Consider the following 24,999-nt stretch of genomic DNA (forward strand, 5'->3'; position numbering starts at 1 on the left):
TACAAAAGGGCGGAACCGAGGTCGCATGGCCCCGATGACGCTGGAGTATGAAATGGCTGAGCATCTGATCGGGATGGTGGGCGACCTACTCGTTGACCGCGATGATCCCGACGAACCCTTTGCGCAGGTCGCAGATGTGCTGGCAGCGCCGGACGTCATGTTCGGCAATATGGAAGCCTGCTTTACCGACGACCCCCATCCTGCGCCGAGCGGCGCGACGCCCCTGTATCCCAAGGCACATAATCTCGATGCCTTCAGCAGGGCCGGCTTTAACATCCTGTCGCTCGCCAACAACCATATGGTGGATGCTGGTCATGAGGCGATGTTGGAGAATATTGCCCGCCTTCGCGCGCAGGGCGTCCACGTTTCGGGGGCAGGCGAGAATCTTTCCGAAGCGCGCAAGCCGGCGTTCGTCACGACGGGCGACCTGACGATCGGCATCCTCGCGCGCGCTTCCGTGTTTCCGATGGGCTATGAGGCTCGATCGAACGTGCCGGGCATCGCGCCAATGCGCGCCTATGATCTGTGGCGCCCCTTTCTCGACAACTATTATATCCCCGGAGTCCCGCCCCGGGCGCAGACAGTGCCCGACGAGACCGATCTTGCCAATCTCGCTGCCGACATTGCCGAAGCCCGGTCGTGCGCGAATCTCGTTTTCACCAGCTATCATTGGGGCGACATGCTGCGTCCCTTCCATCTCTCCGATCATGAGAAGCGGACTGCGCGCTGGTCGATCGACAACGGGTCCGACATGGTAATCGGGCATCACCACCATGCGCTGCGCGGCATCGAATGGTATAACGGCAAACCGATCTTCTACGGACTGGGCCACTTCGTGTTTGATGTACGCTTGGAGATGAGCGAGGAGGCCAAGGCGATGATCGGCACCGATCCGGACAGCTTCGGAATTTTTCCCCGCGAGGGCTGGCCGTTGCTGCCGACGCATCCCGATACTCGGATGACGCTATTTGCCTATGCTCAGGCCGAGGGTACCGGCGTCCAGGACATTGGCTTCCTGCCGTGCCGGCTTCGGCCGGATGGCAGAGTCGAGCCGGTCCATCGCGACAGCGGCGAAGGCAAAGAGGTCGTCGATTATGTCGAGCGATGCAATATCAGCCAGGGATTGAACGCCCGCCTCACGACCGACGGTGCGATCGAGATCGCCGGTTGGCCCACTGTGCGGGTCGTTGCACCCTGATTGCTCCGGTAGTGAAGGTATCCCAATGACTGATTTCCGTTTCAAGGCGAGCCTGGCTAAGGAGGCCGGCTTTGCGCCTGAGGTGCTCGCGGAGCTTCCCGCTTATGTCGATGTCAAGGTGGCGAATGGTGACATCGCTGGCGCGGTGATGCTTTTGGCGCGCGGCGACAAGCTCATTTTCTCCAGCGTGTCGGGCTATTGCGACATCGAGCGCAGAACTGCCCTTCAGCACGATGCGATCTTCACTCTCTATTCTATGAGCAAGCCGCTCACCGCGGTCGGCATCCTTACGTTGTTCGACGAAGGGCATTGGAAGCTCGACGACCCGGTGTCGCGCTTCCTGCCCGAGTTTGCCGATATCGCAGCCTTGCCGGGCAGCGGCGCGACGCGTGAGCCGACAATGCTCGAGCTCTTTACCCATACCGCAGGCTTTTCGTTCGGCCGAACGCCGGAAGAGGTACTGCAAACCATCGAGCGTGTCGACTGGTCCGGGGCGCGGTCGCTGTCGCAGCTGATTGGCCGCTATGCCGCCATGCCTCTTTCCTACCAGCCCGGCGAAGACTGGCAGTACAGTGTCGCCACGGACCTCCAGGCCGAAATTGTCGAGCGCATCACCGGCGAGCGTTTCGACCTCTATATGGCAAAGCGGGTGTTCGAACCTCTTGGCATGGTCAACACGGGATTCCGGCTCGATCACGAACAATCGCGCCGCCTCGTGAATGGCTACATCCAGGATCCAGAGAGCGGCCGCCTGCGGCCCGCGACAGAGGCCGAGAAGCTCGAGTCGATCTTTCCGATGGGCGGCACGTCCTTCAAATCCACTGCGCTGGATTATGCACGGTTCGCACGGATGTTATTGAACCGCGGCAGATTGGGGGATGCCCGGATACTCTCGGCAGAAGCCGTCGATCTGATGCTCTCGAACCATCTGTCCGACGATTTCCTAGAGACGACCAGGGGTGTGCAACATTATGTGCTGGGTAACGGAAACGGGCACGGGCTGAATGGTCTGGTCTGCGTTGATCCGGTACGTGCCGGCCGTCCGGTCGGAAAAGGAACCTACGAGTGGGGCGGTGCCTTCGGCACCTGGTTCTGGGTCGATCCGGCGAACGACGTCCTTTTCGTCGGCATGACCAATTTGAGGCGCGGCCAGGGCGACATGCGCCCGCTCGACGTCATATCGCAAGACATCGTCTACCGCGCCTTCGAAGAACAGTGATGACGGGGGCAAGACGGGAGATGACAGGATTCCTCGTGGTGAGCAGGTTGGCCCGTCGTGCATCATGAAAGCTTCTCGAACCGCCATCGGTTCTTTTTGATCGCGACGTTGTTTCTCATTTCCACGCTGAGCTATGCCGATCGGAACGTGCTTTCGGTCGTCGTGGAGGGAATAAAGCAGGAGTTTCACCTCTCCGACACGCTGGTCGGTTTGTTGATCGGCGGTCCCTTTGCCATCCTGTTTGCGCTGTTCGGCATTCCGATCGCTCGCCTCGCCGACCTCTACAACCGAAAATCCATTCTGCTCCTTTGCTTATTCGTCTGGAGTTGCGCGACGCTGCTGTGCGGCTTAGCCGGCACCGTGTGGATGCTAGCTTTATCCCGCATGCTTGTCGGCGCTGGCGAAGCAGGCGCCGCGCCGACGAGCCATTCGCTCGTGGCTGATTACTGTTCCCCAGCTCAACGATCGCGCGCCTACTCGGCATTGACGGCTTCGGCCGCGATTGGCGGCTTTCTCGCTCTGGCCGGTGGCGGCTTCATTGCCGGCCATTATGGCTGGCGGTCCGCATTCCTGGTCATGGGCGCCGCGTCGCTTCCGGTCCTGGTTCTCGCGGCCCGCATCTTGATCGAACCGCGCAACAGGAGCGGCGAAGCGGTAGACGAACGGACCGGATCTACGCACTGGCTGGATCAGCTTTGGGCCTTGGCCGCAAAGCGATCATATGTTCTCCTGGCGACGGGCCTGACCATTTACGGCTTTGTCGCCTATGGCCCACTGCTGCTTGCGCCGACCTATCTCATTCGCGTGCTGGGAGCTGACGTTTTCCAAGCGGGCCTGGTATTCGGTCCGGCTCTCGGACTGGGGACGCTTGCGGGATCCTTTTTGGGCGGCCTGCTCGGCGATCGGTTGGTCCAACGCAACCCCCTGTGGTTAGTGCGCATACCTTCGTTAGGGCTGCTGGCAGCTTTGCCGGCAGGCCTAGCGGCGTTCACCACAAGCTCGATGAAAACATTCTTGCTAACGTGCAGCCTGATGGTCGCAATGCTCTCGGCCTGTCTTCCCGTCATCTTCGCTGCAGTTCAGGCCGTGTGTGGATCCGGCATTATGTAGCAATTGCACCAAGCATACTGATGAACGTCACGACATGCAATGATACAGTGCACCATGACCGATTACATGGTGACGGGCCTCGTCAAGAAACGGGCAGAGCTAGCCGGGGAACTGGCGAACATCCACAACCGGGTCGCGCAACTGGTGCGGGATATCGAGCATCTGGACGCGACGTTGCAGATCGTAGCGCCGCATGTCGTGCCGGAAGCTATTCCGCCCCGCCTGTTTCAGCCGCCCGAAGATTGGAGCAAGCGCGGACAGATGAGCCGCCTTGTGCTGAGCATCCTCCGCAACGCCAAGGAGCCGCTGGCATCCCGCGACATAGCCTCTCAGCTTATCCTAGAGCGCGGCATGGCTATGGATATGAAGCTTCTCCGGTTGATGACGAAGCGCGTCGGGTCGGCGCTCAGGGACAAGCGCGAGAAGGGCTTGGTGCGCACTGTCGAGGGTGCGGGGCTGTACCAATTGTGGGAGATTGCGCGTTAGAACTACGTATATATAGCGGTTGCATGGGGCGTACTCCTACGATAAGGCTAAGGAACTCCCCCGTGATTCACGGGTTGGAGTTTTTTTGTGCGCCCGAGTGATTGCTAACGTTCTGTTAGTTCGCTTGGGGGTACAGGAGGTTTGGCCCTATAGCTGACCCGCAGCGCGGGAGGGACATTATGACGAATAGTGACCAGATGATTGACGACCGCAGGTTGCAGCTCGACAGCAACAACATGTTTCGTCGGTGCCGTCAGAATGGTATGCCAAAAATGCCTGAAGGCATTAAGGGTCATATTGTCCTTAAAACTGCCTATGAGATTCAGCGGGAGCGCATGGCAGCAAAGACCGCCGCTTAAGAGATAACAATCACTTAGTAGCTCAACGACGAATAGGCGCGATGTAACATCGCGCCTATTAAATTATAAGCTTAGCGGTGCGGCGGTGGGAATGTCCATTATCTCTGGAACGCTCGTTGTGGACGAGAATATATTTTCTCGTTGGCGGTCCTTTTCGGATTTCCGAGAGGATATAGAGCACGTTTGTGACATTATGGCGTACCGGACGGAGCGCCGTGTCAAGCTTGACCCGCATAGATTGCAGATAGCGCATGAGCGAATGCTGGCGCATCAAGAGGCATGGCTCGAACATATCCTTCCTGTCGGAACAAAGTACCTCAGCCATCTTAAGCTTTCCGCGATTTTCATCGAGTCTATGATTGAGTTGACTCCAATTGCGGTTGGAGAGGCTGTTCCGAGGATCGGAGGTAGTGTTTCATACCAAGATGGTGATGGCATTCAGTTTCCTCCTCCGGAACGATTGCCCGAGAGAGAACTGGCAAAATTTGTCGATGGACAAACCCCAATGCTTGCTTGGTTAATCGGGTATCATATTTGCGAGTTTTTCGAAAAAAATCGTATCGATAGGGTAGATGATTTCGTCGCTCGAACGACTGACGAGTTTGAAATTGATGTGGTCTCGGCACTTTTTAGTGGGCGTGTTTCCGCGCAGGCCATGCATCTGATCCTGAAGGCACTCTTTTTGCGCGATTAAGAAGCCCGCTGCCAGTATCCCGCGAACCGGCGCGACTGGCTCGACGCCAGCGCCAACGTCCCCACCATAGCCGCCTGCGCGCCGTTCGAAGCGCGGCGGTTATCTTCCCGCCACGAAGCTTCGCTTGCATAGCTGGCGAGGTACGGGCCCGCGATGTGGTGATGCGTGCCGACTTCCATACGGCGGAGACGCGAGAAGTAGCTTTCGGCCTGATTGGTGCAAACGCCCTTGTCCATATAGCGGAACGAGTGATTGACGCGGCCCGTATCGTAGGAGGCGTGCAGCGCGTCCCATGCGGAGCCTTCGTCGGCGTGGACGGTCGCGCCAGTCTCAACAACCGAGCGAATGAAAGGGACGCCCTGTGCTTCGGTGCGACCGATGAAAGTTAGGGTGCGACCACCGCGCGAGCGAGCGACGACAACGACCTGACGCTTGCCGGTCTGATTTTCCAGAAGGCGGCGATCCTTGCGGTCTGACTTCTCGTTCTCCGGCTTGCTGTAGCCGCCGAAGTAAGCGCCATCGACCTCGACAACGCCCCCAAGCTGCGCGCCCATATTCTCGCGCGCCATCGCCTCGCGCAGCTTGTGCGAAAGGACGAAAGCCGTCTTGTACTGACAATCCAGATCGCGGCTGACTTGCAACGCCGAAACGCCCTTTGCGCCGTTGCAGAATATCACGATCGCGGCGAGCAGATCGGTGAAGCTCATCTTACGCGAGGCAAAGATGGTGCCGCTCGTCACCGAGAACTGATGATGGCAGGCAATGCACTTGAACCGGCGGCGCGTGGCAATGTCGTAGGTTTCGACACAGCCGCAACGCGGGCACACCGCTTCGCCGTCCGTAGCAGCCCAGCGCAGGCGCTTGAACGTCTCGTAAGCCGCATCCTCGCCCATGCGGAACACAGCCTTGAGGCTGAGCGTGCGGGCGGCGGCTGAGAGAAGAAAGTGTTGCATGTCATCGTATCCGGTGATGTTATACACTGGATATGATGGTTGATATAACCGAAGTCAAGGGTGTATATCATCACAAGCGATGATATTTTTAGGATTGATCCGTTATGGTGGCGAAGTCGGACCCCGTGAATGTCGAGTATGAGACTCGCGCGAAGAACTTGCTTAAGGGTGAGTTGAAGCGACGGGGGGTCACTTATGCTCAGCTTGCGGAGAAGCTGGCGTCGATTGGCGTCACAGAGAACGAGCGCAACCTTAACAATAAGATCAGCCGGGGCGGCTTTACGGCTGCGTTTCTGCTCCAATGTCTAGAGGCTATCGGAGTCTCGGCATTGCGGCTGGACTAGGTGCGCTCATTTGGGCGGTGCTGTTCGGATTCAGCTTAGGCTCGTTAGATACCGACAAAGAACGGTATGAGCCCTATCGCTACGCCGCCGACAAGCCAGCGGAGGCTGAATCGGCGCAGGCGGGTGTGCCCCGCGCCCAACCCCTCGGATATCGCCGCCCCTGCCAAGACCCAAAAGGGGAAACTGAGAGCGACCTTTGCGCCCAATGGAAAGCCGCTAACGCGGCTGAAGATAGCGCATTTTGGGCACAGTGGGGCTTTTGGATCGCCGTCGTCGGGTCTAGTTTCCTGCTCTGGCAAATTATGCTCACTCGCGAAGCTGTGGAAGACACCGGGCGCGCTACTGAGGCGATGAGGCAAGCTAACCGCATCTCTGAAAATGCCCAACGCGCTTGGATAACTCTTGGCATAGAGCCGGATCACGCCAGCCCTTACCCCGGCGGGGGGATATATTTTCGCATCAATTTCACGGCTGCCAATGTGGGAAACACTGAGGCCACGCATTTCTTTGTCAAACACTCCGTGCTGTTTCAGGGCGCAGGCGAAAGCTCTAACGACTTCGCCACGCGGATGCTTGGCCAGGTCGAGGCTTGGTTGGACAAAATATACGAAATTAAAACCCTGACTGTTGTTCCCGCAGAGAGGGTCGTTGTTCCTTGGTGGAATGATATCGCCTCGAAAGACATCCCTTGGGCAAAGATCCTGGGGCCTGTTATGGGAAGCACGCCTGTGTTCCTCATGGCCGCCTACTACCGGACTGTGAGCGACCCCGACCGAATACAAATTGTTTGGCGTGCGTGGATGCTCCATGCGATCGACGAAAACGGTGATGCCGTCCACTGGATCGAACAGGGTAAGCTTTATCGACGTAAGGATCTCTACGGGGACCCCTTTAATGTCTGCGCGCACCACATGACATGCGATGCTAGTTTGATCAGTGCCGACTAGTAGCGCGCCTATGATCCACGCGCCAATCATGTACCGTCTCCGCAACGAGTCGGGAGAGCGGTGATGTGGTGGCATGTGGCATGCGACGCGCTGGAGAAAGGCTGCTGCCTCGAACTCCAATATGACGGATACTCACGCATCGTTGAGGTCCACGCCGTCGGGACCACGAAAGACGGCAACCCCATCATGCGTTGCTGGCAAGTCAGTGGCGGGAGCGTCAGCGGAGAGCGGACCGGATGGAAGCTGTTCCGGCTCGACGAGGCACGCGGCGGCCTCATCTACCATGAACGCAGCCAAGCTCCCCGGAGTGGGTATAAGCGAGGTGATCCGGCGATAGCGTTCATACGCTGCCAGATCTAACCCGCCGCAGTCGCATGGCCCGGCAGGATACGCCGGTTCGTTGTTGGTCGCGCAGTCCGACCAGTGGCCCGTATTCATTAGCGCTCACTCCTTGTTGGAGCGGCGTTATGTAACCACCTTATCCGATGTGTTATATCATCGTATTTGGTGCAATTGCTACATAATGCCGTGTGGATCGCAACGGCGCGCACTTGCAACTGCCTTGCTATTCGGCGGCCTTAATATGATCGGGATGACACTCGGGCCGCTTCTGACGGGGTGGCTCAGCGATGTTTTCTCGCGATCAGAAGGAGCCGCGGGGCTGAAAAGCGCCATCATAACCGTTGTCTGGCTACTGCTGCCAGCCAGCGCAATCATCTTAGTCGCCGGCCGGTCGCTAAGGCGCGATCTGGAAGACTGATCCACGCCTGGGCCCACCATATTGTGGAAAACTGACCGCCGCAGAAGAAGCACCGAAGTGCGCGAACGGCTGCTATCCCTAGCTCTCTCCAAACTTGCGATACCGCTTTGGGCCCAGTCTCTATCGCTTTCTGATAGCCGGTCGGCGCAGTGCTGGATGTCGGCTCCTGACGGGACCTGCCATTCGACACGTCACTAGGAGCGGCAGAAAAGTCCCAATCCCAGCCGTTCAGGACGTGAGATGTGAGCAGATGAACGAACGGCGGCTTTCGGGCAGATGCCATGGTGCGTCGAATGACTGAAACTAGGGCGCAAAGCTGACATGGGTTGCCTGACCCGGGACCAGTTGACGTGGGCCATCGACCGTCACGCTTCATCATCACGCCCCTCCGGGGCCGCCTCTACTTCAGCCCCTTGCGCCATGCGCTGCGCAATCTGGTCAAGGAACACCTGATAGCTGCGCTGCCCCGCCGCTTGGGCCGCCTCGTCGGGCCGGGGCAATGCCGCCGCATAGATCAGATGGTGCCTCAAGAAGCGGAACAGCGTGTAGCTGATGATGAAGGTCTCGCGCCGCGTTTCGTCGAGCGAACGCTGGAGCCGGTCGAGGCGTTTGTTGACGCTGTCGTCGCCTTCGCTGGCGGCGCGCTGGTTCATCCAGGCATCAACCATCTCGACGAGTAGGTCGGAGCGGGCGCGCTTCTGGGCGCGCGCCATCCTGGTCAGCCGAGCGCTGGTTGCGTCAGGGAGAAACAGTTGGTGGCGGGTCTTGCCCTTGATAGCCATCGGTTCACCCTCTTCGGTGATGGCGACGCTGGCGCTTCGGGACGAGGGCGTTGACGCCGCGCCGCCATCGATCCCGATGATGCATTCGCGAGTGGCGCGCCGGGAGAGTCTCTCTGGTGCACCGAGATGCAGGATCGGGCTCAGCGCCCCAGCCCACGCCCTCGGCCAATCGTCCAGTCGACCGCGCCGCGCGACAGCGTCCCGCTGACCTCGCGCCCGATCTGCCGCTCAAGCATCGGCCTCCAAGGAACGAGCGAAAATTCCTTCGAGCGCTCGACCAGCGCGTAACGCCCGCCAAGGGTGTCGACGGTCTTGCGATAGATGCCCGTGATCCGCTCGCCGTCACGATGCTCGACAAAGGCGAGACTCAACTCATCGGACAGTTGCCCAGCGACACGCAGCAGCTCGCGCCTGCGCAGCAGGTCGAGTGCGCCACGCCGCAGGACGACATCCTCTCCCTGCACGTAGGCAAGCCCCTGCTCGACCAGCCATTGCTGGCGCTGGCGCAGCGCGGCGGCGACATCGAGCCCATAGCCATGAGGAGCGAGCGGGCTGCTCTCCTCCCCCGCCAGCCTGCGGTCTAACCAGGTCGGCGCCTCGGCCGACAGCTGCCGCTCGATCCCGACCGGCGACAGCGTCTCGATGATCACCGGTCTGCGTTCGGCCTGCTGAGCCTCATAGGCCCGCACCCGGCCGAGATGATCGGACGCGATCGTCCAGCTGCCATCCGACAACCGCTCGACCCCGCCGGTCGCGCGCCGGATCGCCTCGAGCCGGCGGACATGCGCCTGGGCGAAGGCTTCACTGGCGCTCGGATCATGACGCAGATGCGCATCGACCGAATAGTGGCCGCCATTGCCGGCGGCGACTTCGGCGACGGTCCGATCGACCGTGCGCGGCTCGATGTGCGACGAGGACAGCCGGACGATGCTGCCGATGGGAAAGCTGCCCTCGGCCTCGCCGATGTCGGCATAGTGACTATGCCCATCGATGCCGTCGACGATCAGGTAGCGGCGGTCGGCCTGCTCATCGACGAGCCCACGCGCGACGATGCGGCCGACGACCGGCTCATCGTCCATCGACCGGATGCGATAAAGCTGCGGTGAGCGCTCGGCAACATCTTTGGTCATCGCGGCATGAAGCGTGCGGATGATGTCCCCGCGCCGGCCCATCTCGTCCAATGTCTGGCGGAGGCCGGGCGAGAGCCTCCAGTTTAGCGGAAGCCCGGCCTCCGCCAGGCCCATGCGCTCGAGCGTGCGCGCCCGGCCGATCAGCAGCTGGCGATAGTCCTCGCCAAGGCCGGTCCGGCCCATCGCCTGCGAAAGATCGACGAGGCCATCCTCGGCCCGTCCGAGCAGCGCCTGGTCGAGTCGGGTCAGCCGCTCGGCGTCGACCTCTTGGCCAAGCTGGCGCGCGACCTCATGCTCGCTCTGCATTCCGATCTCACGGGTCATGATCTCGCTGGCGCGGTGGCGGATGCCATGGGCGATATAGTCGCCGGCGATGTTGAGGGTCTTGCCATCCTCGGTCACCCCTCTGACGACGATATGGACATGGGGGTGGCCAGTGTCGTGATGCTCGATCGCGACCCAGTCGAGCGTGGTGCCGAGATCCTGCTCGGCCCTCGCCATTAGATCGCGGGTAAAGGGCTTGAGCTCCTCGAGCTTCCCGCCATCCTCGGGTGCGACGATGAAGCGGAACTGGTGGCAGTCATCAGCGCCGCGCTCGAGAAACGCATCGCGGTCGGCCTCGTCGCTGAAGGTCGAGAAGAGCTTGCCCGGCGTGCCGTCGCGGGTGGTGCCGTCGCGTTCGAGATAGCGCAGATGAGCGGCAGCGCCGCCAGCCTTGCCCGCGGCCTTGACGATCCGCGCCTTGACCGTCACCCGGCGCATCCGGACGCGCGCGCCGGTGACGTCGTCGAACGACCAGCCCGAACTGCGCGGGATGGATGCCGCGACCGCCGCGCCGCGGCCCCGACCGTTAAAGCGTCCCGAGCGTGGTCGCGGCGCCTCCGCCACGACGCTGCGCAGCCTCCGTGGATTGCCGCCCGAGCGCGCCATCCGCTCGAGCAGGCGGCGCTGTCGGGCACCACCCGCCGTGGCGCTGCCGCCGCTGCGTATCCGGCCGAGCCACAACTCGAAGCCATCGTCATCCTGTGTCATGATGCGAAAGCTGGTCGGCGCTGCACCGCCTCGCAAGTATCTCCCCGGAAAGCGCCGGAACGCCGGGCTCGAAGGGGTCGCGAGGCTCGCAAAGTCTCCCTGCGGCCGCAAAGGGAGCAAGCAGACCTCCCTAAAAAATGATGTGCAGACAATAGCTTAGGGCCACGAGGCCTGGCCGGGGCAACCCGGTTTATCTTGCCATATCCCCCTCCCCCTTTTCCGCCCCTCTCTGTCCGTCCATCTCCGCACATCTACAGTTCAAGCGGCGAGGCATGCCGTCAGCCGCTGCCGATAGACCGCCAGAATCTGCCGTATGGTGCGCATGGTTTGCTGGCATGCGGGACCTCCTAGGCAGCGCAGCTCAACGGATTTGCTGTTCGATTTCGTCAAAGGCCGACGCGGAGTGGGCCGATCAGGCAGCCTTTGCGAGGGCCTCGATGCGCTCCAAACACAGCTCGCGAATGAGCGCGGTGAGCAGCTCGACGCGCTCGCCGAGCCACGCCAGTTCCTCGTCGGTGATGCGATATTGGCGTGAATAACGCGCCTTCACATAGGCGGCGCGAAGCAAGTCGTAGCAGCGCCGTTCGAACTTGTTGGTCGAGGGCCAGATCGCCTTCAACCTTGGCTCAAGCTGCTCGGTCTGTGAGCGCAGGCGGTTCAGATTATGCGTCTTAGGACTGTACAAGGAGCGCACCAGAAGGAGGCAATGATAGAGCCGTTCGGCAGCCTGATGTAGATTGAATGCCGATTCTTTTGGGCGTTCGATGCTGCGGTAATATTGAGCGCCTTTTGCGAAAGCGACCGCGCTCTCGAACCATTCCTCATAATATTCCTGCGTCTCCCGGAGCGCCTGTTCGGGCGACAAGGGCTGGGGTCTCGCGAATGGAAAGCCGCTCTCCGAGAACAGCAAAATACCGTCGCGCAGGATGTCGATGAAGAAATAGCGGCCCAGCCGCAGTTTCTCGTTCACATCGTCGAGGCTGTGATAGATCAGGCTGACCGGGGTGCGCAGCCGGGTGCCTTCGGACAGCGCATCGAGCAACCGGTCCTCGGTCTTCAGCCAGAATTCGGGGACGTCGGTCAGATCCTCATGGTCGACGACGACGAGGATGTCATAGTCGGAAAAATATCGGCCTACAGGGTCCTCGACCCAGTCGCCCCGCGCGTAAGAGCCGAACAATATGATCTTGAGGAGCTTGCCGTCCTTGAGCCGCTCGGCCTTGCGGCGCTCGATCGCCTCGGCGAAACCGTCGCGGATCAGCTGCACCACGAACTCGAGTTCGCGGCGCTTGCCCTCGGGCAGCTCTATGTCCTTGGCGGTGATCGGCCTCATGGTTTCAGACTCGCGCGGTGGCGGCGGATTGCCAAGAAAAATCGTACCCCGGGTCTCACCGGACTGGCGATGTGACCCAAGTCACGGCTAAAGGCGCGGCGCTTCGTCAACACCAGCCGGACACATCATAGAAAGGTATCTCCATGAACAATAGCGACCTCGCCGACCAGATCGCCGCCGCCCATAACCTCAGCAAGGCCGACGCCAAGAAGCTGGTCGATGCCGTGTTCGCCGGGATTGCGAACGCGGCCGCCAAGGGCGAGGAGGTCTCGCTGCCGGGCTTCGGCAAGTTCAAGGTCAAGGAAAGCGCCGCCCGCGAAGGCCGCAATCCTTCCACCGGCGCGACCATCCAGATCGCCGCGTCGAAGAAGCTCGGCTTCACCCCCGCCAAGGCGATCAAGGACAAGCTCAACGGCTGATCCAGCATCCGAAGCCGGGCCGGAAATATCCGGCCCGGTCGTTCGGGATGATGACAGCAGCGCTCAATGCAGCGTCGCATCGTCGGGGGCGCTATCCCCGACAACCACCGCAGCCGGTGGCAGTTCGCCGAGCGCCCTCACCCGTTTGACGGTGCCGACCCCGCCCCGCTCGGTATAGCTCGACGGTGGAAATGCCATCCACTTCGGCACCCAGCCTTCGACCTTCGCGCGCCCATTGGCGCCGGTGAGGCAATCGCGGATCATGCCGCGCCGGACCTTGGCGGTGGCGTCGGCATTGGCGTTCGCCACATCCTCACCCGCCACGTCGGACAGGACATGACCGATCACCTCGCGGTCGCGGATGAGGTCGAGCAAGGCGTCGTCGGCGGTCCACAGCGCCGCCATATCGACACCGAGATCGACCCCGAGCAGCTCGATCAGCGCGCTCCCCGCCTCCAATGTCTCGGCCATGACGAGGGTGAGCACATCAAGCACGACATCGTCGCTCAGCGTCGTGAGCAGGCGGTACAGGCCCGACAGACCACCCTCCCCCATATAGCCGCCGGTCACGGTCGGCATATCAGGATCGAAGCCGAGCAACGCCAGCGCTGCACGCCGTTGCGCATCAAATGCCGTCTCAGATGGGCAGAGCTCGACGCTCTCGCTGATCGCATCGTTGTGCGCGTGCTGGGGCTCGACCGATACGCGCCACAGCGATGATCCGGCGATGACATGCGCCACGATCAGCCGCAGTGCTGCATCCGGACTGGAGAGCAGCCGGTTCCGAACGGCGGCGTGGCGGTGAAGGTCGATATAATTCTGGACCGCCGCGCTGATCTCGGGCCGCACCGCCTTCTCAACGGGCTCGCCGCGCTCCATCCTTCGCGCTTCCTTGGCCGAGATATAGCCTTCGTGAAAGCTGACATCGCCGCGATGGCCGATAGCGACATAGACGCGCCCGCCCTTGCGCTTGGGATAGCGCTCATATTCCCAGCCGTGGAAGGCTTCGCCCTCACCGAGGATGACGACATCCTGCCAGCCCGCCCCGCGATAGGCGTCGGCGCGCGCCTCGATGGCGACGCGCTGCGCCGCCCAGAAATCCGATGCCGAACCGAACCAGCGCTCCTCGCCGAACAGGTCGGATATGATCTCGCCGCCATAGTATTTGAGATCGAACAGCGCCGCCTTGACCGGGATCGAGGTACCGCCGAACAGCCATGCCTTCAACTGCTGCCCGATCGGGACATAGGCCTTCTCATCGTCGAACAAGGCCAGCCAGTCGCGCTGCTGCGCCTTCGAGGCAAGGGTGAGATGACGCACCGTCACGGCATCGATCTTCTCCGCCCGGTACAGACTGCGGATGCGCGGCATGAGATTGCCGAGCGCGAGCGTCCGCCTCACCTGCACGTCGGTCAGTCCGAAGGTGATCGCGATATCCTCGGGCCTGCGGCCCTCGCGGACCAGCCGGGTAAAGGTCTCCCAGCGGCTGACCTCGTCGGGATCGAGCCGGGCGATATTCTCGATCAGCGAGGCTTCGAGCGCCGCCGCGTCGTCGCCTGCCGCCATGATCGCGCAGGGAAGCGCCTCGACCGCCCCGCCCTCGTCAGCCACCGCCAGCGCCGCATGGTAGCGCCGTTTGCCCGCGACGATTTCATAATGGTCAGGCTTGCCATTGGCCCTGACGATCAGTGGGACCAAGACCCCGCGCGCCCTGACCGACGGCAGGATATTGGCGAGGTCGGGCACGTTCTTCGCACCCCGCATGTTTGCTGGCGAGACGCTCAGACGGGCGATATCGATATGACGCAGTTCCATAGCCTTGCTCCTTCTCAAAAGCCGCAACCGGCCCCGAAAGGCGGGGTGGGCGACAGGAGCTGGCCGGCAGGACCGCCGTCGGAGGCGGGCCGCATCCGAAGGGCCGGAACGAAGAGGAGGACCCGGCGCAGCCGGGTTGCAGCACGCCGCGGAGGTCCTAGAGGACAAGCGACGCCCACACCGCCGCCGCAGGCCGGTCGACGTCATCGCGCTCGCGCGATGGCCGTATCTGGATCGCCAGATCCAGCAGCGTCATGCGATCGTCGCCCGACAGGGACGAGACGCTGGCGCAGCCGGCGGCTCGGTGGAGCGGCAGCGGAATAGAGCGCGGTCCGCCACAGGCTGAGACGCCCCGATTGTCGATCCGCCTCCAGCGCACTCAAGGCCGGGAAGGCTCGCCACATCGCCGATGATCAATCCTGGTGATGTGCCACCGGCCTGTCGCGGAGCCGAAAAGGGCTGAGCAGATGTCAGCACACCACCTCAGGCGCTGGTTCTTATGGGGCAACACCATATCTTTGCGGTGACGACGAAGGCATCTGGCGACCGGGCATCTTGCAGGGAGATCATGTTGCCTCAAATCTGATCGCGGGGGATCAATCGCCCATTTCAGCCCAGGACCTTGCCAAGATGACCCAAGATCAACCCGATCGTATTCTACGCCTCGACGCCGTGCTCGATCGCACCGGCCTTAGCCGCTCGACGCTGTACAGGAAGGTCGAGGCCGGCACCTTCCCCCGACAGATCAGGATCGCCATGCGATGCGCAGGCTGGCGAGAGTCAGCGGTCATCCAGTGGATGAACAATCCGTTGTCTTATAAAACAGAGGCCCCAAACCTTGAAGACTGCAATGCGCCCCAATCCCGGTCGTAGCCTGGCTTCGATCAATCGTGAAAGCTGCCGTTCGTTCATCCACCAGCTCAGCAGGGCGAGCGAATGGGATTGCGGACTGTCCATACTTAGGGCGGCAGTCGCGCTTTGCTGCTGTGGAGGTCAGGCGAGCTGCTCGCATCGCCTCTTTGCGCACCAAGAGCCAAGATGCATCGATATGCGGGGCTTCACGCGTGCATTGACGCGAACTGCCGGTCGAAATGGCGACGCTTCGTCTTCTTTGGAGAAAGACCGGTCGAAGTCCCGCCGCCCGCACACATGCGGGCGGCGGGATCGACAGATTATATTGTAAAGGTATTATGGTCGAGAGTTTCAAACTCCTCGATTGTATTAAATCCGGCAAACCAGTCTTTTAACGAAACGCTATAGGTTCCATCAGCGAGCACAAGATCGTTACCTACTTGAGTTTGCGTGAAGGACGTCGAATCCAAGAAGGGCAGGAAAACCTTGTCGAACCCGGTGCTGCCATCGTCGCGCACCGTCACCGTATCGAGCAATGCCGAACTCAGATCGTAGGTGTCGCTGTCTTCTCCGCCGAATATGCTCGCGCTACCGATGACCGAGAAAGTGTCATCGCCCGCGCCGCCATAGAGAACGGCAATAGTGCCATCGCTGCTAATAGTGTCATTGCCGCCGTCCCCCAACGCGGTCCCGTCGCCAATCGCGACCGTATCGTCGCCGTCTCCTCCGTAAAGATTGTGGCCCGAGGTCGATGAGGAGAGATTGTCGGCATAGGAAGAGCCGATCACCCTTTCGATGCTAGCGAAACTGTCGCCAGCCGCATCGCCACCGCTGCTCGTCCCTGTGGTCAGATCGACGGTCACTGCGGAAGCCGACGCCGAATAATCCGCGGTGTCCGTTCCGAAACCGCCTATAAGCTGATCGCTGCCAGCTCCGCCAACGAGTGTATCGTCGCCGATCCCCCCGGTGACGATATTATCTCCGGTATTACCGGTACCCATGAAGTTCGATGAGCCTGTGTAAGTGAGATTCTCCACATTGGCGAAGCTGGCGATGCTGAAGCTCGACAGGCCGGTTTGAATCTCATCGCTGCCCTCGCCGGGGGCTTCGGTGACCGTGACACCGCTCGATCCCACGAAATAGAGATCATCGCCCGTTCCACCGGCCAGGATGTGTCCTGAAGTCGAAGAGGACAAGTTATCCGCATAGGCAGAACCGATCACCTTCTCAATGCTCGTATAGCTGTCACCAGCAGCATCACCGCCGCTGCCCGTCCCTGCCGTAAGATTGACCGTGATAGCCGAAGCTGATGTCGAATAATCGACGGTATCGGTCCCACCATTGCCGTTGAACGTGTCGGCTGATGCACCGCTGACAAAGGTGTCTGCGAAATTCGAACCCTTGAAGGCATCGATGCTGGTGAAGCTGTCACCAGCCGCATCGCCCGTGTGCGTTCCGGTCTTGAAGTTCAGCGTCACGCCTGAAGAAGCGTTCTCGTAGCTGGCTACGTCCGTGCCGGAGCCGCCGATCAATTGATCCGCGCCGCCCCCGCCGATAAGCGTATCATTCCCGTTGCCCCCGGTCAGGATATTGTTGCCCGCGTTTCCAGTTCCAGTGAAGCTGGATGAACCCGTGTAAGTCAGATTCTCCACGTTGGCGAAACTGGCAATACTCAAGCTCGACAATCCGGTCTGAACCTCGTCGGTTCCTTCACCAGAAGCCTCAACGACGGTGACGCCGCTTGACCCGACTTCATAGATATCATTGCCCGCTCCTCCAGCGAGAGTGTGCCCGGAGGTGGCAGACGATAGGGAGTCGGCATAGTTCGAACCGATCGCCTTTTCGATGCTGGAGAAGCTATCGCCGGCGGCGTCGCCGCCGCTACTCGTAGCTGCCGTCAGGTTTATGGTGACGGCTGAGCCGGAAGCCGAATAGTCGGCAGCATCGGTTCCTGAGCCACCGATTAGCTGGTCCGCACCGGCACCGCCGATGAGGGTATCGTTTCCGACACCACCCGTGATGACGTTATTGCCCGCACTACCCGTGCCGACGAAGTTGCCTGAACCCGTATAGGAGAGGTTTTCCACGTTCGCGATACCGGCGATGCTGAAGCTGGCCAGGGACGTCTGGATTTCGTCGGTTCCTTCGCCCGATGCTTCCGTGACAGTGATCCCGCTGGCTCCCACGACATAGATATCGCTTCCTGTCCCGCCGGCCAAGGTGTCGCCCGACATTGCTGACGACAGCGTGTCGGCATATGCCGAGCCTATCACCTTCTCGATGCTGGTATAGGTATCGCCTGCTGCGTCACCGCTGCTACCAGTGCCCCCGGTCAGATTGACGGCGACGGCTGCGGCTGACGTGGAGTAGTCCACGGTGTCGGTCCCACCATTGCCGTCAAAGCTGTCCGACGCAGTACCGCTTACAAACGTATCGTTGGAGTTCGAGCCTTTGAAGGCTTCGATGCTGTTGAAGATATCGCCCGCAGCGTCGCCGGTATGCGTCCCGGTCTTCATATTCAAGGAAATTGCGGAAACAGAAGTCTCATAGCTCGCAGTATCGGTACCCGATCCGCCATTAAGCTGATCCCCGCTTGCTCCTCCGATCAGAGTATCGTTGCCTTCGGCTCCCGAAAGGGTATCGTTTCCTGCCTTTCCAGTGATCGTATTTGCACCCGAATTGCCCGTGGCGACAAAATTTCCGCTACCGATGAACGTGAGTTTCTCTACGTTGGTGAAATTGATGATATCAAACGTAGAGGAAGCTGTTTGAACTTCATCGACACCTCCACCGGTACTTTCAATCGCGAATTGTCCACTGGTAAGAACAAAGATGTCGTCATTGGCCGACCCCTTCACTCCATCCACATTGGCATACGTATCGCCCGCGGCATCTCCGCCGCTGCCTGAGCCGCTTACCAAGTTCACTGTAACGGCAGAGCTCGAACCGGAATAATCGACTATATCCGAGATGCCCCCGTTTCCATCGAAACCTTCAGTCGCCGCGCTGGCGATGAATGTATCGTTGTAACTGGACCCCCTGAACCATTCGATGCCCGAAAACGTATCACCGGCGGCATCGCCCGTGCTGTTCATCCCGGTCTTAAGGTCGACCGTTACACCAGCTATGGCATTGTCATAGCTAGCGGTGTCTGTCCCCAGGCCACCGACAAGATAATCGGCACCGCTAGCTCCCTTGAGGGTGTCATTGCCCGATCCTCCGGTGATGGTGTTATTTCCAGAATTGCCCTCGCCCGTGAAATTTCCCGTGCCGGTGTAGGTCAGCTTTTCGACATTGGCGAATGTGAGAATGCTGAGACTGGAAGCCGAGGTACGGACCTCGTCGATTCCGCCGCCAGGCGCCTCAACCACTACGTGTGCACTGGTTATCGTATATACATCGTCGTAGGCCGAACCTTTGACGCGTTCGATGTTCACATAACTATCTCCGGTCGCATCGCCGCCGCTTCCCATACCGGACACGAGATTGACGTTAACTGCAGCACCAGATCCGGAATAATCCACGGTATCGCCCGTGCTGTTGCCGTCGAAGCCTTCAGCGGCCGAACTTGCGATGAAGGTGTCGGCATAGAGCGATCCTCTGAACCATTCGATACTTGAAAAGGTATCGCCGGCCGCGTCGCCCGTGCTGTTTGCGCCGGTTTTCAGATCAACGGTCACGCCCGCTACAGCGTTCTGATAGCTCGCCGTGTCGGTGCCGCCGCCTCCGATGAGTTGATCCGCACCACTTTGCCCCCTGAGAAGATCGTTGCCGGCCCCTCCCGTGAGGACGTTATTTCCTCCATTCCCCTCGCCAGAAAAATTGCCCGTCCCCGTAAAGGTAAGATTCTCGATGTTGGCGCCCAATGAATAACTGTTGAGATTCGTCTGGATGGTGTCGGTTCCACCTCCCGACGCCTCGGTTATCGTAACGGTGCTAACGTTGCCGTTGAGATTGTAGACGTCGTTGTAACTTGTGCCGATCACACGGTCGATTGCCCAAAAACCGTCGCCCTGAGCGAGACCTCCGACCCCAGAGCCCGTCTGCGTGGTGGTCGTCAGATTAAAAGTGAGAGTGATGCCTGCGGCGGAAAGCGAGTAGTTGACGACATCATCATCCCCTCCTGGACCGCCATCAAACGTCGTGGTCGTGCTACCTGCCCAGAAAACATCATTATAGGCTGTTCCGACATAGCTCTCCACACCGGTATAAGTGTCGCCCACGGCTTCTCCCGTGCTTCGGCTTCCGTCGTACAGATCGATGACCAGCGCCGACCCTGCCGTCTCGTAACTCGCCCAGTCGAACCCGTTGCCTCCGTCATAAGCGTCGGCGCCAGCGCCTCCGATCATCCGATCGTTACCATCAAGGCCGGAAATCGTGTCCGCTCCGCTTGTGCCGGTGAGGTAATCGTTGCCCGATGTTCCGGTGATGGTCGCCATCGATATCTCCTGTTTTGCCCACAGGGAGGCTATCAACAGCATTTTTATTAAACTACGGAGAAATAAGCCAAATTGGATCAAATTTCGCTGAGGGCCTTACTCGTCACAAGATGATATGATCTGGAGGCAGGGATCGGAGCTGTCGATCGAATGCTTCGATGAAACCCCGTTCGAGATGCCGGGTGAACGCCATCGTGTTGAAAAGGGGGGAAGCTGAGCGCTGCGCCGCCAGCCGCGCCTTGATCACGCCGAGCCTGGCCGGATCTGATGCCAATGACAAGGCAAGGCTTTCGTACGCCTCAACGCTGTCGGTCGCGAGTTCGGGCAAGCCCACCGTATGAAGCAGGCTGCCTGCCACCCGTGATGCGAAGCTGTTGCCCAACTTGGTTACGACTGGCACACCGGCCCAGAGCGCGTCACTGGCTGTCGTGTGAGCGTTACAGGCGAAGGTATCGAGGAACAGATCGGCATGTCGATGACGAGCAAGGTGGTCCGCCAGCACAGCGCGCTCAGCAAAGATGATCCGGTCGGGATCGACGCCCCGGTCCCGCGCCTCGCGCCGGAGATTGCCGACGACCCATTCATTGTCCTGCAGCAACCATAGGACGCTGCCATCGACACTTGTGAGAAGTCGCATCCAGACATCGAAAGAATCAGGGGAGAATTTATAGCTGTTGTTGAAGCAGCAAAAAACGAAACCTTCTTCCGGTAACCCCTCATCGGCCCGGCTGGTCAGCTTGCCATCCGTCGGGCGCCGATCGTCGTTCACCTGATAGCTAGCGGGCAGGCATATCAGCTTTTCGCTGTAATGCCGCCGCAGATCGGGAGGAATCACTATCGCGTCAGCGACGATATAATCGATGAAGTCCGCTCCCATCGACCCCGGATAGCCCAGATAGGCGACTTGGATAGGTGCCGCACCATGTGCGAAAATGCCCGATCGGGTATCCTGTGTGTACCCCTTCAGATCCACCGCGATATCGATACATGCAGCCTGCGCTCGGGTAGCTATCGCCTCGTCGTTCAGGCACCGGACATCGTGAAAATGATCGACTGTATCGATCACGCGGCGCCGCATGAAATCCTGCCGGTCGGGCCCATAGGAAAAGGCATGGATTTCGAAACGGCTTCTGTCATGCGCTGCGAACAGCGAGTGGACTAACCACATGGTAGCATGATTGTGGAAATCTGCGGAAAAATAGCCGATCCGGATCGGAGCGTCGGCGGCGCGCGGGCGTGACGAGGGTCTTTTCCGGACAGTATATTTGGTTTCGGCCCATTTTCTGGACCGCTTTAGCTGTCGCCCGGCGTCGTCATCGAGTGCCAGCATGTTGAAGGGGGTAATCGCGGCGGTCCGAATGCCCAAGGCGGGAATATCGAGCGATCGCAACGTGTGCCAGTCGCACATGTGCGCTTTCAGGAACGCCAATCGGCCTAAGGTCTCGGCATCGTCAGGCACCAGGCTGATAGCCTTTTCATAACTGATCCGCGCCACATCCAGTTGCCTGGTCTCATGCAGGACATTGCCCCGATTGCTATAGGCGGCAGCATAGTCAGGCTTGATGGCGATAGCGCGATCGAGGGAGTCTACTGCCTCCTTCAACCGGCCCAACTCGTGCAGGACGTTCCCCCGATTGCAAAGGGCCTCTGCATAGTCAGGCTTTTGGGCGATAGCCTGATCGAAGCTGGCCAACGCGTCCTCATAGCGCCTCAGTTTGACGAGCGCGTTTGCCCGATTGTATAGCGCGACGGGAAAGATCGGCATCAGGCTGATAGCCCGATCATAGCTTTCGATGGCTTCCGCGGTTCGCCCTAAATCGTTGAGGAGAATTCCTCGATTCGAATAAGCGTCTGCAAGGCCGGGATTGCACTGGATCGCCATGTCAAAGCTGGCCAGGGCATCAAGAGCCTTCCCCTGTTCGCGAAATGCGAGGCCGCGATTCGAGTAGGCGTCGGCAAAATCGGGCTGCAGCGCAATGGCTCTGTCGTAGCGCGTGATCGCCTGTTCCAGTTGCCCGGTTCCCGCATAGGCGGCGCCAGCAATGTTATAGAGCGCAGGCTGATCCGGAACGATCTGCATCAGTGGATCGAGTTCGCGAAGCGCTTCCTCATAGCGCCCCTGAGAGAAAGCGGCAACGATCATCTGAATCTTGGCAGAAACATTAATTTCCAAGGACATATTGGTCATTTTCTTCACGTGGGGACAATTGCTTATCGCGATTTATGGTTAATGAAGGGTGCAGACCGCACGTCGTAAAAGCGTGCCTTGGCGAGCGCGCCCCTCGCTGGATCTTATGGGCTTCCTGCCGCTCTTAGCACGAGAATAAGCGACCCATAGGCCAGCGCTGACATCAGGATGACGCGCAACAGACCTATGGCGTTATCAAAGAACATGTGAACAGAACAGTTTCCCATGCGGGCTTGTTTCCTGAGTCTGGTCCGTATTCTCCAACACACTGCATCGCGCATCCGGCGGGTCGGGCCTGCCGATAGCCTTCCTGCAGAGCTCCGCGCTGCACGGCCCAACGTGCGCCACAATAAGCTCGAGACCGGGTCAACAACTTCCAACCCGCCAGAACCTCCGATACCAGGATAGCGCGCCAACAATTGCATATATGTCGTAATCCGATATATATGCCTCATGTCGCCTTCGAATCAGAGGTGAGCGACGCCAGTCCGCTCGGCGTCGCTTGTACGCAGAAAGCTCCCGCCCCCGTTATGGACGGTGGCTCCAGCTTTTCCTGTCCTCATTCGGCCTGCGGTGAATGCGCAGCATCCTGTGAGCCACGAGGACTAGACCGCCCAAACAGGGCCTGTCGATCGGCCGCCGATCAATCGCAAGGCTGGCCGTCGAACCATGGCGTGTCGTTGGGCTGACCTAAGGAATGTGATCACGGCAGATCGCCTAACGCTATCGTAGAGGAGCTGGGAAATGTTCAAGCGTGTTATCTTGGAACATCAGAGTCGGGATCCCGATCATCTCCGATTGCTTGGCATGATAGACAGTGACCCCGTGTTGGTCGAACTAGACACCGGAGCCTGCATGAAATTGGGCGGATGGATATCGGGCCGCAATACCGGATCGCTTGTGGACCAGCATTATGAAACATTAGCGCGTGCGGCGGAGCGGCTTTATGATCAGGGCGCCTACGAGGACACCTCGGAAGCATTCGGAATGCCGCATATCCTCGTCACCGCTCTCGACATCGACTAGACCCTGCAGAGTCCACGGACGACATTGATCGGCCTGGGTGTCGTAAGCGCGGGTCAGGCGGCGACTGCCTTCTCTGCGAACGATGGTTGTAGCAACCTCTAAATAGGCCAACGGCAATCCGATGAAACGATACAGGCCGCGAACCGTTGAATTATCAGGGACTGGCGGCTGAGAGCGTCGACGTCTCGCATCTGCTCCCATCACGAGCATCACTCGAAATGACCAGCGAATTTTCCGGCCAACGTCCGGTTTGGCATTCGCACCTCATCAGGCAAGGTCTGCAGACTAGGAGATCATCATGACCGTCACCCGCTCCGATTATCCCGAAAATATCGAGAACCGCCTACCCATCGAGGAGACAGATCGCACGATTTCGTCCGATAAGGTCGCCGGCACCGCCGTGTATGACTCACGCGACGAGAAGATCGGCTCGATCTACTGTGTGATGATCGACAAATATGACGGCCAAGTTCGCTATGCCGTGATGTCCTTCGGGGGCTTTCTAGGCATTGGTGAGCAATATCATCCGCTTCCTTAGCCGATCCTGCGCTATGACGAGAAGCTTGGCGGCTATGTGGTTGGCATAAAGAAAGAGGCGCTCGAGACCGGACCCCGCTTCGGACGAGAAAATATGCCCGCCTTTGATCGCGCATATGGAATGGGGATTTACGGTCACTATGGCGTGCCGTTCTGATCGATATTCCAGCTGTAAGTGAGCGATCCGACGGATCCGCTCGCGGGTTTGACGACTTGCCGACCCCTAATCCGCGTCATGGCGCAGACAGCTTAAACAAGGGTTGGACGTGGCCGTCGTAAATGTCCCAGCGCTCCCTGGGCATGCGAGCTCGAACCATGCGCCACCCAAGGACCGGACACAATCCTGCTCATGAAGACATCAAATGCCGTGGCTCGCTCCACCGTAACCGCAGCGTCACTCATTGGCCGGTTCACAAGGTAGACTGCGAGCGGGCCGAGCAAAACAAGCATGGAAAGACAAGGACTAGCGATAACGATTGAAGGCACGAAGTCGTCGGCAACCCATGTCAAGGCGTGCCGCTGAGTAGCCTACTCGACGAGCCGCGAGCGAACTAATTATCGACGACCGGGAGATTACCGTGATCCGCACCCTTGCCACCGGCTTTGTCCCGCGCTTCGTTCACAAACGCTTGGGAATGACCGCTGTCGGTCCGGTCGATGCCATGTTGCTGACAACAGGCGTCGCTCTTGCAATGCGCCGGGATAGGCCGCTCCTGGGGCTCGCTCTGCTGGCAATGGGCGGCTACCGCGCTTGGCGCACGGTTCAATCCGAAAGATGCGCGGCGTGCGGAGCGTCTTGAAGCGCGGCGCTCGTATCGGCGACGGTCGCGCCTCTGCCTCCCATCGCCCGGGGCCGACCCGTAGTGGTGTCGACCGCCGTCTGGCGTTCGGCCTCAGCATTGATCAAACCGCCGATCAAGATGGCGTAGGCCGACACATACAACCACATCATCAGCACAACGATCGCGCTCAGCGAGCCATAGGTCGCGTCATAGCCAGCGAAGTGCGACGCGTAGAACCCGATGCCAAGGGTGGCCAGCAGCCACAGCACCGTCGCCAGGACGGCGCCGACACTGAGCCACTGCCATTGCGCGTTGGTGCGATAGGGTGCGAAACGGTAGGTCGCCCCGATGGTCGCGATGACGAGCAGGCCAGCGATGGCCCATGTCACGATCCGCACAGGGGCCGCTGCGACCGGTCCGATGCCGCTGATCAGATCCTGAACGAAACCGAGCACCGACGCCGCCAGCACGCCGGCGATCCCGACGAGGACGGCGCCGAGTTCGATACTATTCTGTCTCATGCCCATGGTGCCGCTCCCGAAGACCAAACGCGCGACCTGACGGAAAGTCATGGGAATTTCTTGGCGCTGGGAA

The 24,999-nt window shown here is 59.9% G+C and carries 20 protein-coding genes; 12 read left to right on the forward strand and 8 right to left on the reverse strand.

Going from position 1 to position 24,999, the window contains the following annotated elements; genetic code table 11:
- Window positions 1-52 precede the first annotated feature (52 nt).
- The 6 genes from ASE00_RS07525 (at window position 53) to ASE00_RS07550 (ending at window position 5,066) form a co-directional block, all read left to right on the forward strand.
- Window positions 53-1,198 (forward strand): CapA family protein, encoded by a 1,146-nt coding sequence (locus tag ASE00_RS07525; RefSeq protein ID WP_162256422.1) that lies wholly within the window; start codon window positions 53-55, stop codon window positions 1,196-1,198.
- 25 nt (window positions 1,199-1,223) lie between these two features.
- Window positions 1,224-2,417, forward strand: a complete 1,194-nt coding sequence (locus ASE00_RS07530; protein WP_056378675.1) for a serine hydrolase domain-containing protein — start codon at window positions 1,224-1,226, stop codon at window positions 2,415-2,417.
- Window positions 2,418-2,513: 96 nt separating this feature from the next.
- Entirely contained in the window at window positions 2,514-3,527 is a 1,014-nt protein-coding gene (locus tag ASE00_RS07535; protein ID WP_162256423.1) for an MFS transporter, read from the forward strand.
- A 54-nt stretch (window positions 3,528-3,581) separates the two neighbouring features.
- The gene (locus ASE00_RS07540) at window positions 3,582-4,013 is read left to right on the forward strand and encodes a hypothetical protein (RefSeq protein WP_056379431.1); all 432 of its coding nucleotides are present in this window, start codon (window positions 3,582-3,584) and stop codon (window positions 4,011-4,013) included.
- 179 nt (window positions 4,014-4,192) lie between these two features.
- Window positions 4,193-4,372 carry a hypothetical protein gene (locus ASE00_RS07545; RefSeq protein WP_056378679.1) on the forward strand — a complete coding sequence of 60 codons (180 nt, stop codon included), beginning with the start codon at window positions 4,193-4,195 and terminating at the stop codon, window positions 4,370-4,372.
- A 259-nt stretch (window positions 4,373-4,631) separates the two neighbouring features.
- A complete protein-coding gene (locus ASE00_RS07550) occupies window positions 4,632-5,066 on the forward strand; it encodes a hypothetical protein (protein WP_162256424.1) in 435 nt (144 codons plus the stop codon).
- Here ASE00_RS07550 and ASE00_RS07555 read toward each other — a convergent pair.
- Window positions 5,063-6,019, reverse strand: a complete 957-nt coding sequence (locus ASE00_RS07555) for an IS1595 family transposase (RefSeq protein ID WP_056379432.1) — start codon at window positions 6,017-6,019, stop codon at window positions 5,063-5,065. The two genes, ASE00_RS07550 and ASE00_RS07555, sit on opposite strands and share 4 nt — an antisense overlap.
- Window positions 6,020-6,123: 104 nt before the next feature.
- Between ASE00_RS07555 and ASE00_RS24425 the strand changes: the two genes are divergently transcribed.
- Both ASE00_RS24425 and ASE00_RS07565 read left to right on the forward strand, forming a co-directional pair.
- Window positions 6,124-6,363: a DUF6471 domain-containing protein gene (locus tag ASE00_RS24425; protein WP_056378682.1), complete on the forward strand. Its 240-nt coding sequence runs from the start codon at window positions 6,124-6,126 to the stop codon at window positions 6,361-6,363.
- A gap of 17 nt (window positions 6,364-6,380) precedes the next feature.
- Complete coding sequence (locus ASE00_RS07565; RefSeq protein ID WP_056378684.1) at window positions 6,381-7,310, forward strand: hypothetical protein; 930 nt, start codon at window positions 6,381-6,383, stop codon at window positions 7,308-7,310.
- Window positions 7,311-8,435: 1,125 nt separating this feature from the next.
- Here ASE00_RS07565 and ASE00_RS07575 read toward each other — a convergent pair.
- The 3 genes from ASE00_RS07575 to ASE00_RS07585 form a co-directional block, all read right to left on the reverse strand.
- Entirely contained in the window at window positions 8,436-8,852 is a 417-nt protein-coding gene (locus ASE00_RS07575) for a hypothetical protein (RefSeq protein ID WP_056378688.1), read from the reverse strand.
- Window positions 8,853-8,992: 140 nt separating this feature from the next.
- Complete coding sequence (locus ASE00_RS07580; protein WP_082594510.1) at window positions 8,993-11,014, reverse strand: DUF3363 domain-containing protein; 2,022 nt, start codon at window positions 11,012-11,014, stop codon at window positions 8,993-8,995.
- A 412-nt stretch (window positions 11,015-11,426) separates the two neighbouring features.
- Window positions 11,427-12,347, reverse strand: a complete 921-nt coding sequence (locus ASE00_RS07585; RefSeq protein ID WP_056378690.1) for a HEPN domain-containing protein — start codon at window positions 12,345-12,347, stop codon at window positions 11,427-11,429.
- Between the two features lie 143 nt (window positions 12,348-12,490).
- Here ASE00_RS07585 and ASE00_RS07590 point away from each other — a divergent pair, with 143 nt between their 5' ends.
- Window positions 12,491-12,766, forward strand: coding sequence for an HU family DNA-binding protein (locus tag ASE00_RS07590; RefSeq protein WP_056378691.1), 276 nt, complete (start codon window positions 12,491-12,493; stop codon window positions 12,764-12,766).
- Window positions 12,767-12,829: 63 nt separating this feature from the next.
- On the opposite strand, the gene ASE00_RS07595 is transcribed toward ASE00_RS07590, so the two are convergent.
- The gene (locus ASE00_RS07595) at window positions 12,830-14,581 is read right to left on the reverse strand and encodes a ParB/RepB/Spo0J family partition protein (protein ID WP_056378694.1); all 1,752 of its coding nucleotides are present in this window, start codon (window positions 14,579-14,581) and stop codon (window positions 12,830-12,832) included.
- A gap of 630 nt (window positions 14,582-15,211) precedes the next feature.
- On the opposite strand from ASE00_RS07595, the gene ASE00_RS07600 reads away from it, so the two are divergent.
- Window positions 15,212-15,454: a helix-turn-helix transcriptional regulator gene (locus ASE00_RS07600; RefSeq protein ID WP_056378696.1), complete on the forward strand. Its 243-nt coding sequence runs from the start codon at window positions 15,212-15,214 to the stop codon at window positions 15,452-15,454.
- Between the two features lie 299 nt (window positions 15,455-15,753).
- Here ASE00_RS07600 and ASE00_RS07605 read toward each other — a convergent pair whose 3' ends face one another.
- Window positions 15,754-19,872, reverse strand: a complete 4,119-nt coding sequence (locus ASE00_RS07605) for a beta strand repeat-containing protein (protein WP_056378698.1) — start codon at window positions 19,870-19,872, stop codon at window positions 15,754-15,756.
- A gap of 103 nt (window positions 19,873-19,975) precedes the next feature.
- A complete protein-coding gene (locus tag ASE00_RS07610) occupies window positions 19,976-22,060 on the reverse strand; it encodes a tetratricopeptide repeat protein (protein ID WP_056378700.1) in 2,085 nt (694 codons plus the stop codon).
- A 744-nt stretch (window positions 22,061-22,804) separates the two neighbouring features.
- Here ASE00_RS07610 and ASE00_RS07615 point away from each other — a divergent pair.
- Together ASE00_RS07615 and ASE00_RS24315 are read left to right on the forward strand one after the other, a co-directional pair.
- Window positions 22,805-23,086 (forward strand): hypothetical protein, encoded by a 282-nt coding sequence (locus ASE00_RS07615; RefSeq protein WP_056378702.1) that lies wholly within the window; start codon window positions 22,805-22,807, stop codon window positions 23,084-23,086.
- Between the two features lie 298 nt (window positions 23,087-23,384).
- Window positions 23,385-23,624 carry a PRC-barrel domain-containing protein gene (locus ASE00_RS24315; protein ID WP_082594512.1) on the forward strand — a complete coding sequence of 80 codons (240 nt, stop codon included), beginning with the start codon at window positions 23,385-23,387 and terminating at the stop codon, window positions 23,622-23,624.
- 762 nt (window positions 23,625-24,386) lie between these two features.
- On the opposite strand, the gene ASE00_RS07625 is transcribed toward ASE00_RS24315, so the two are convergent.
- The gene (locus ASE00_RS07625; protein ID WP_235538565.1) at window positions 24,387-24,926 is read right to left on the reverse strand and encodes a YihY/virulence factor BrkB family protein; all 540 of its coding nucleotides are present in this window, start codon (window positions 24,924-24,926) and stop codon (window positions 24,387-24,389) included.
- Window positions 24,927-24,999: the final 73 nt, after the last annotated feature.

Source organism: Sphingomonas sp. Root710 (assembly GCF_001429065.1).
Lineage (GTDB): Bacteria > Pseudomonadota > Alphaproteobacteria > Sphingomonadales > Sphingomonadaceae > Rhizorhabdus.

Coding starts and splice junctions, on each gene's coding strand:
- ASE00_RS07525 (WP_162256422.1), top strand. CDS start 53: ATGGCTGAGCATCTGATCGGGATGGTGGGCGACCTACTCGTTGACCGC.
- ASE00_RS07530 (WP_056378675.1), top strand. CDS start 1,224: ATGACTGATTTCCGTTTCAAGGCGAGCCTGGCTAAGGAGGCCGGCTTT.
- ASE00_RS07540 (WP_056379431.1), top strand. CDS start 3,582: ATGACCGATTACATGGTGACGGGCCTCGTCAAGAAACGGGCAGAGCTA.
- ASE00_RS07545 (WP_056378679.1), top strand. CDS start 4,193: ATGACGAATAGTGACCAGATGATTGACGACCGCAGGTTGCAGCTCGAC.
- ASE00_RS07550 (WP_162256424.1), top strand. CDS start 4,632: ATGCTGGCGCATCAAGAGGCATGGCTCGAACATATCCTTCCTGTCGGA.
- ASE00_RS07555 (WP_056379432.1), bottom strand. CDS start 6,019: ATGCAACACTTTCTTCTCTCAGCCGCCGCCCGCACGCTCAGCCTCAAG.
- ASE00_RS24425 (WP_056378682.1), top strand. CDS start 6,124: ATGGTGGCGAAGTCGGACCCCGTGAATGTCGAGTATGAGACTCGCGCG.
- ASE00_RS07575 (WP_056378688.1), bottom strand. CDS start 8,852: ATGGCTATCAAGGGCAAGACCCGCCACCAACTGTTTCTCCCTGACGCA.
- ASE00_RS07580 (WP_082594510.1), bottom strand. CDS start 11,014: ATGACACAGGATGACGATGGCTTCGAGTTGTGGCTCGGCCGGATACGC.
- ASE00_RS07585 (WP_056378690.1), bottom strand. CDS start 12,347: ATGAGGCCGATCACCGCCAAGGACATAGAGCTGCCCGAGGGCAAGCGC.
- ASE00_RS07590 (WP_056378691.1), top strand. CDS start 12,491: ATGAACAATAGCGACCTCGCCGACCAGATCGCCGCCGCCCATAACCTC.
- ASE00_RS07595 (WP_056378694.1), bottom strand. CDS start 14,581: ATGGAACTGCGTCATATCGATATCGCCCGTCTGAGCGTCTCGCCAGCA.
- ASE00_RS07600 (WP_056378696.1), top strand. CDS start 15,212: ATGACCCAAGATCAACCCGATCGTATTCTACGCCTCGACGCCGTGCTC.
- ASE00_RS07605 (WP_056378698.1), bottom strand. CDS start 19,872: ATGGCGACCATCACCGGAACATCGGGCAACGATTACCTCACCGGCACA.
- ASE00_RS07610 (WP_056378700.1), bottom strand. CDS start 22,060: ATGACCAATATGTCCTTGGAAATTAATGTTTCTGCCAAGATTCAGATG.
- ASE00_RS07615 (WP_056378702.1), top strand. CDS start 22,805: ATGTTCAAGCGTGTTATCTTGGAACATCAGAGTCGGGATCCCGATCAT.
- ASE00_RS24315 (WP_082594512.1), top strand. CDS start 23,385: ATGACCGTCACCCGCTCCGATTATCCCGAAAATATCGAGAACCGCCTA.
- ASE00_RS07625 (WP_235538565.1), bottom strand. CDS start 24,926: ATGAGACAGAATAGTATCGAACTCGGCGCCGTCCTCGTCGGGATCGCC.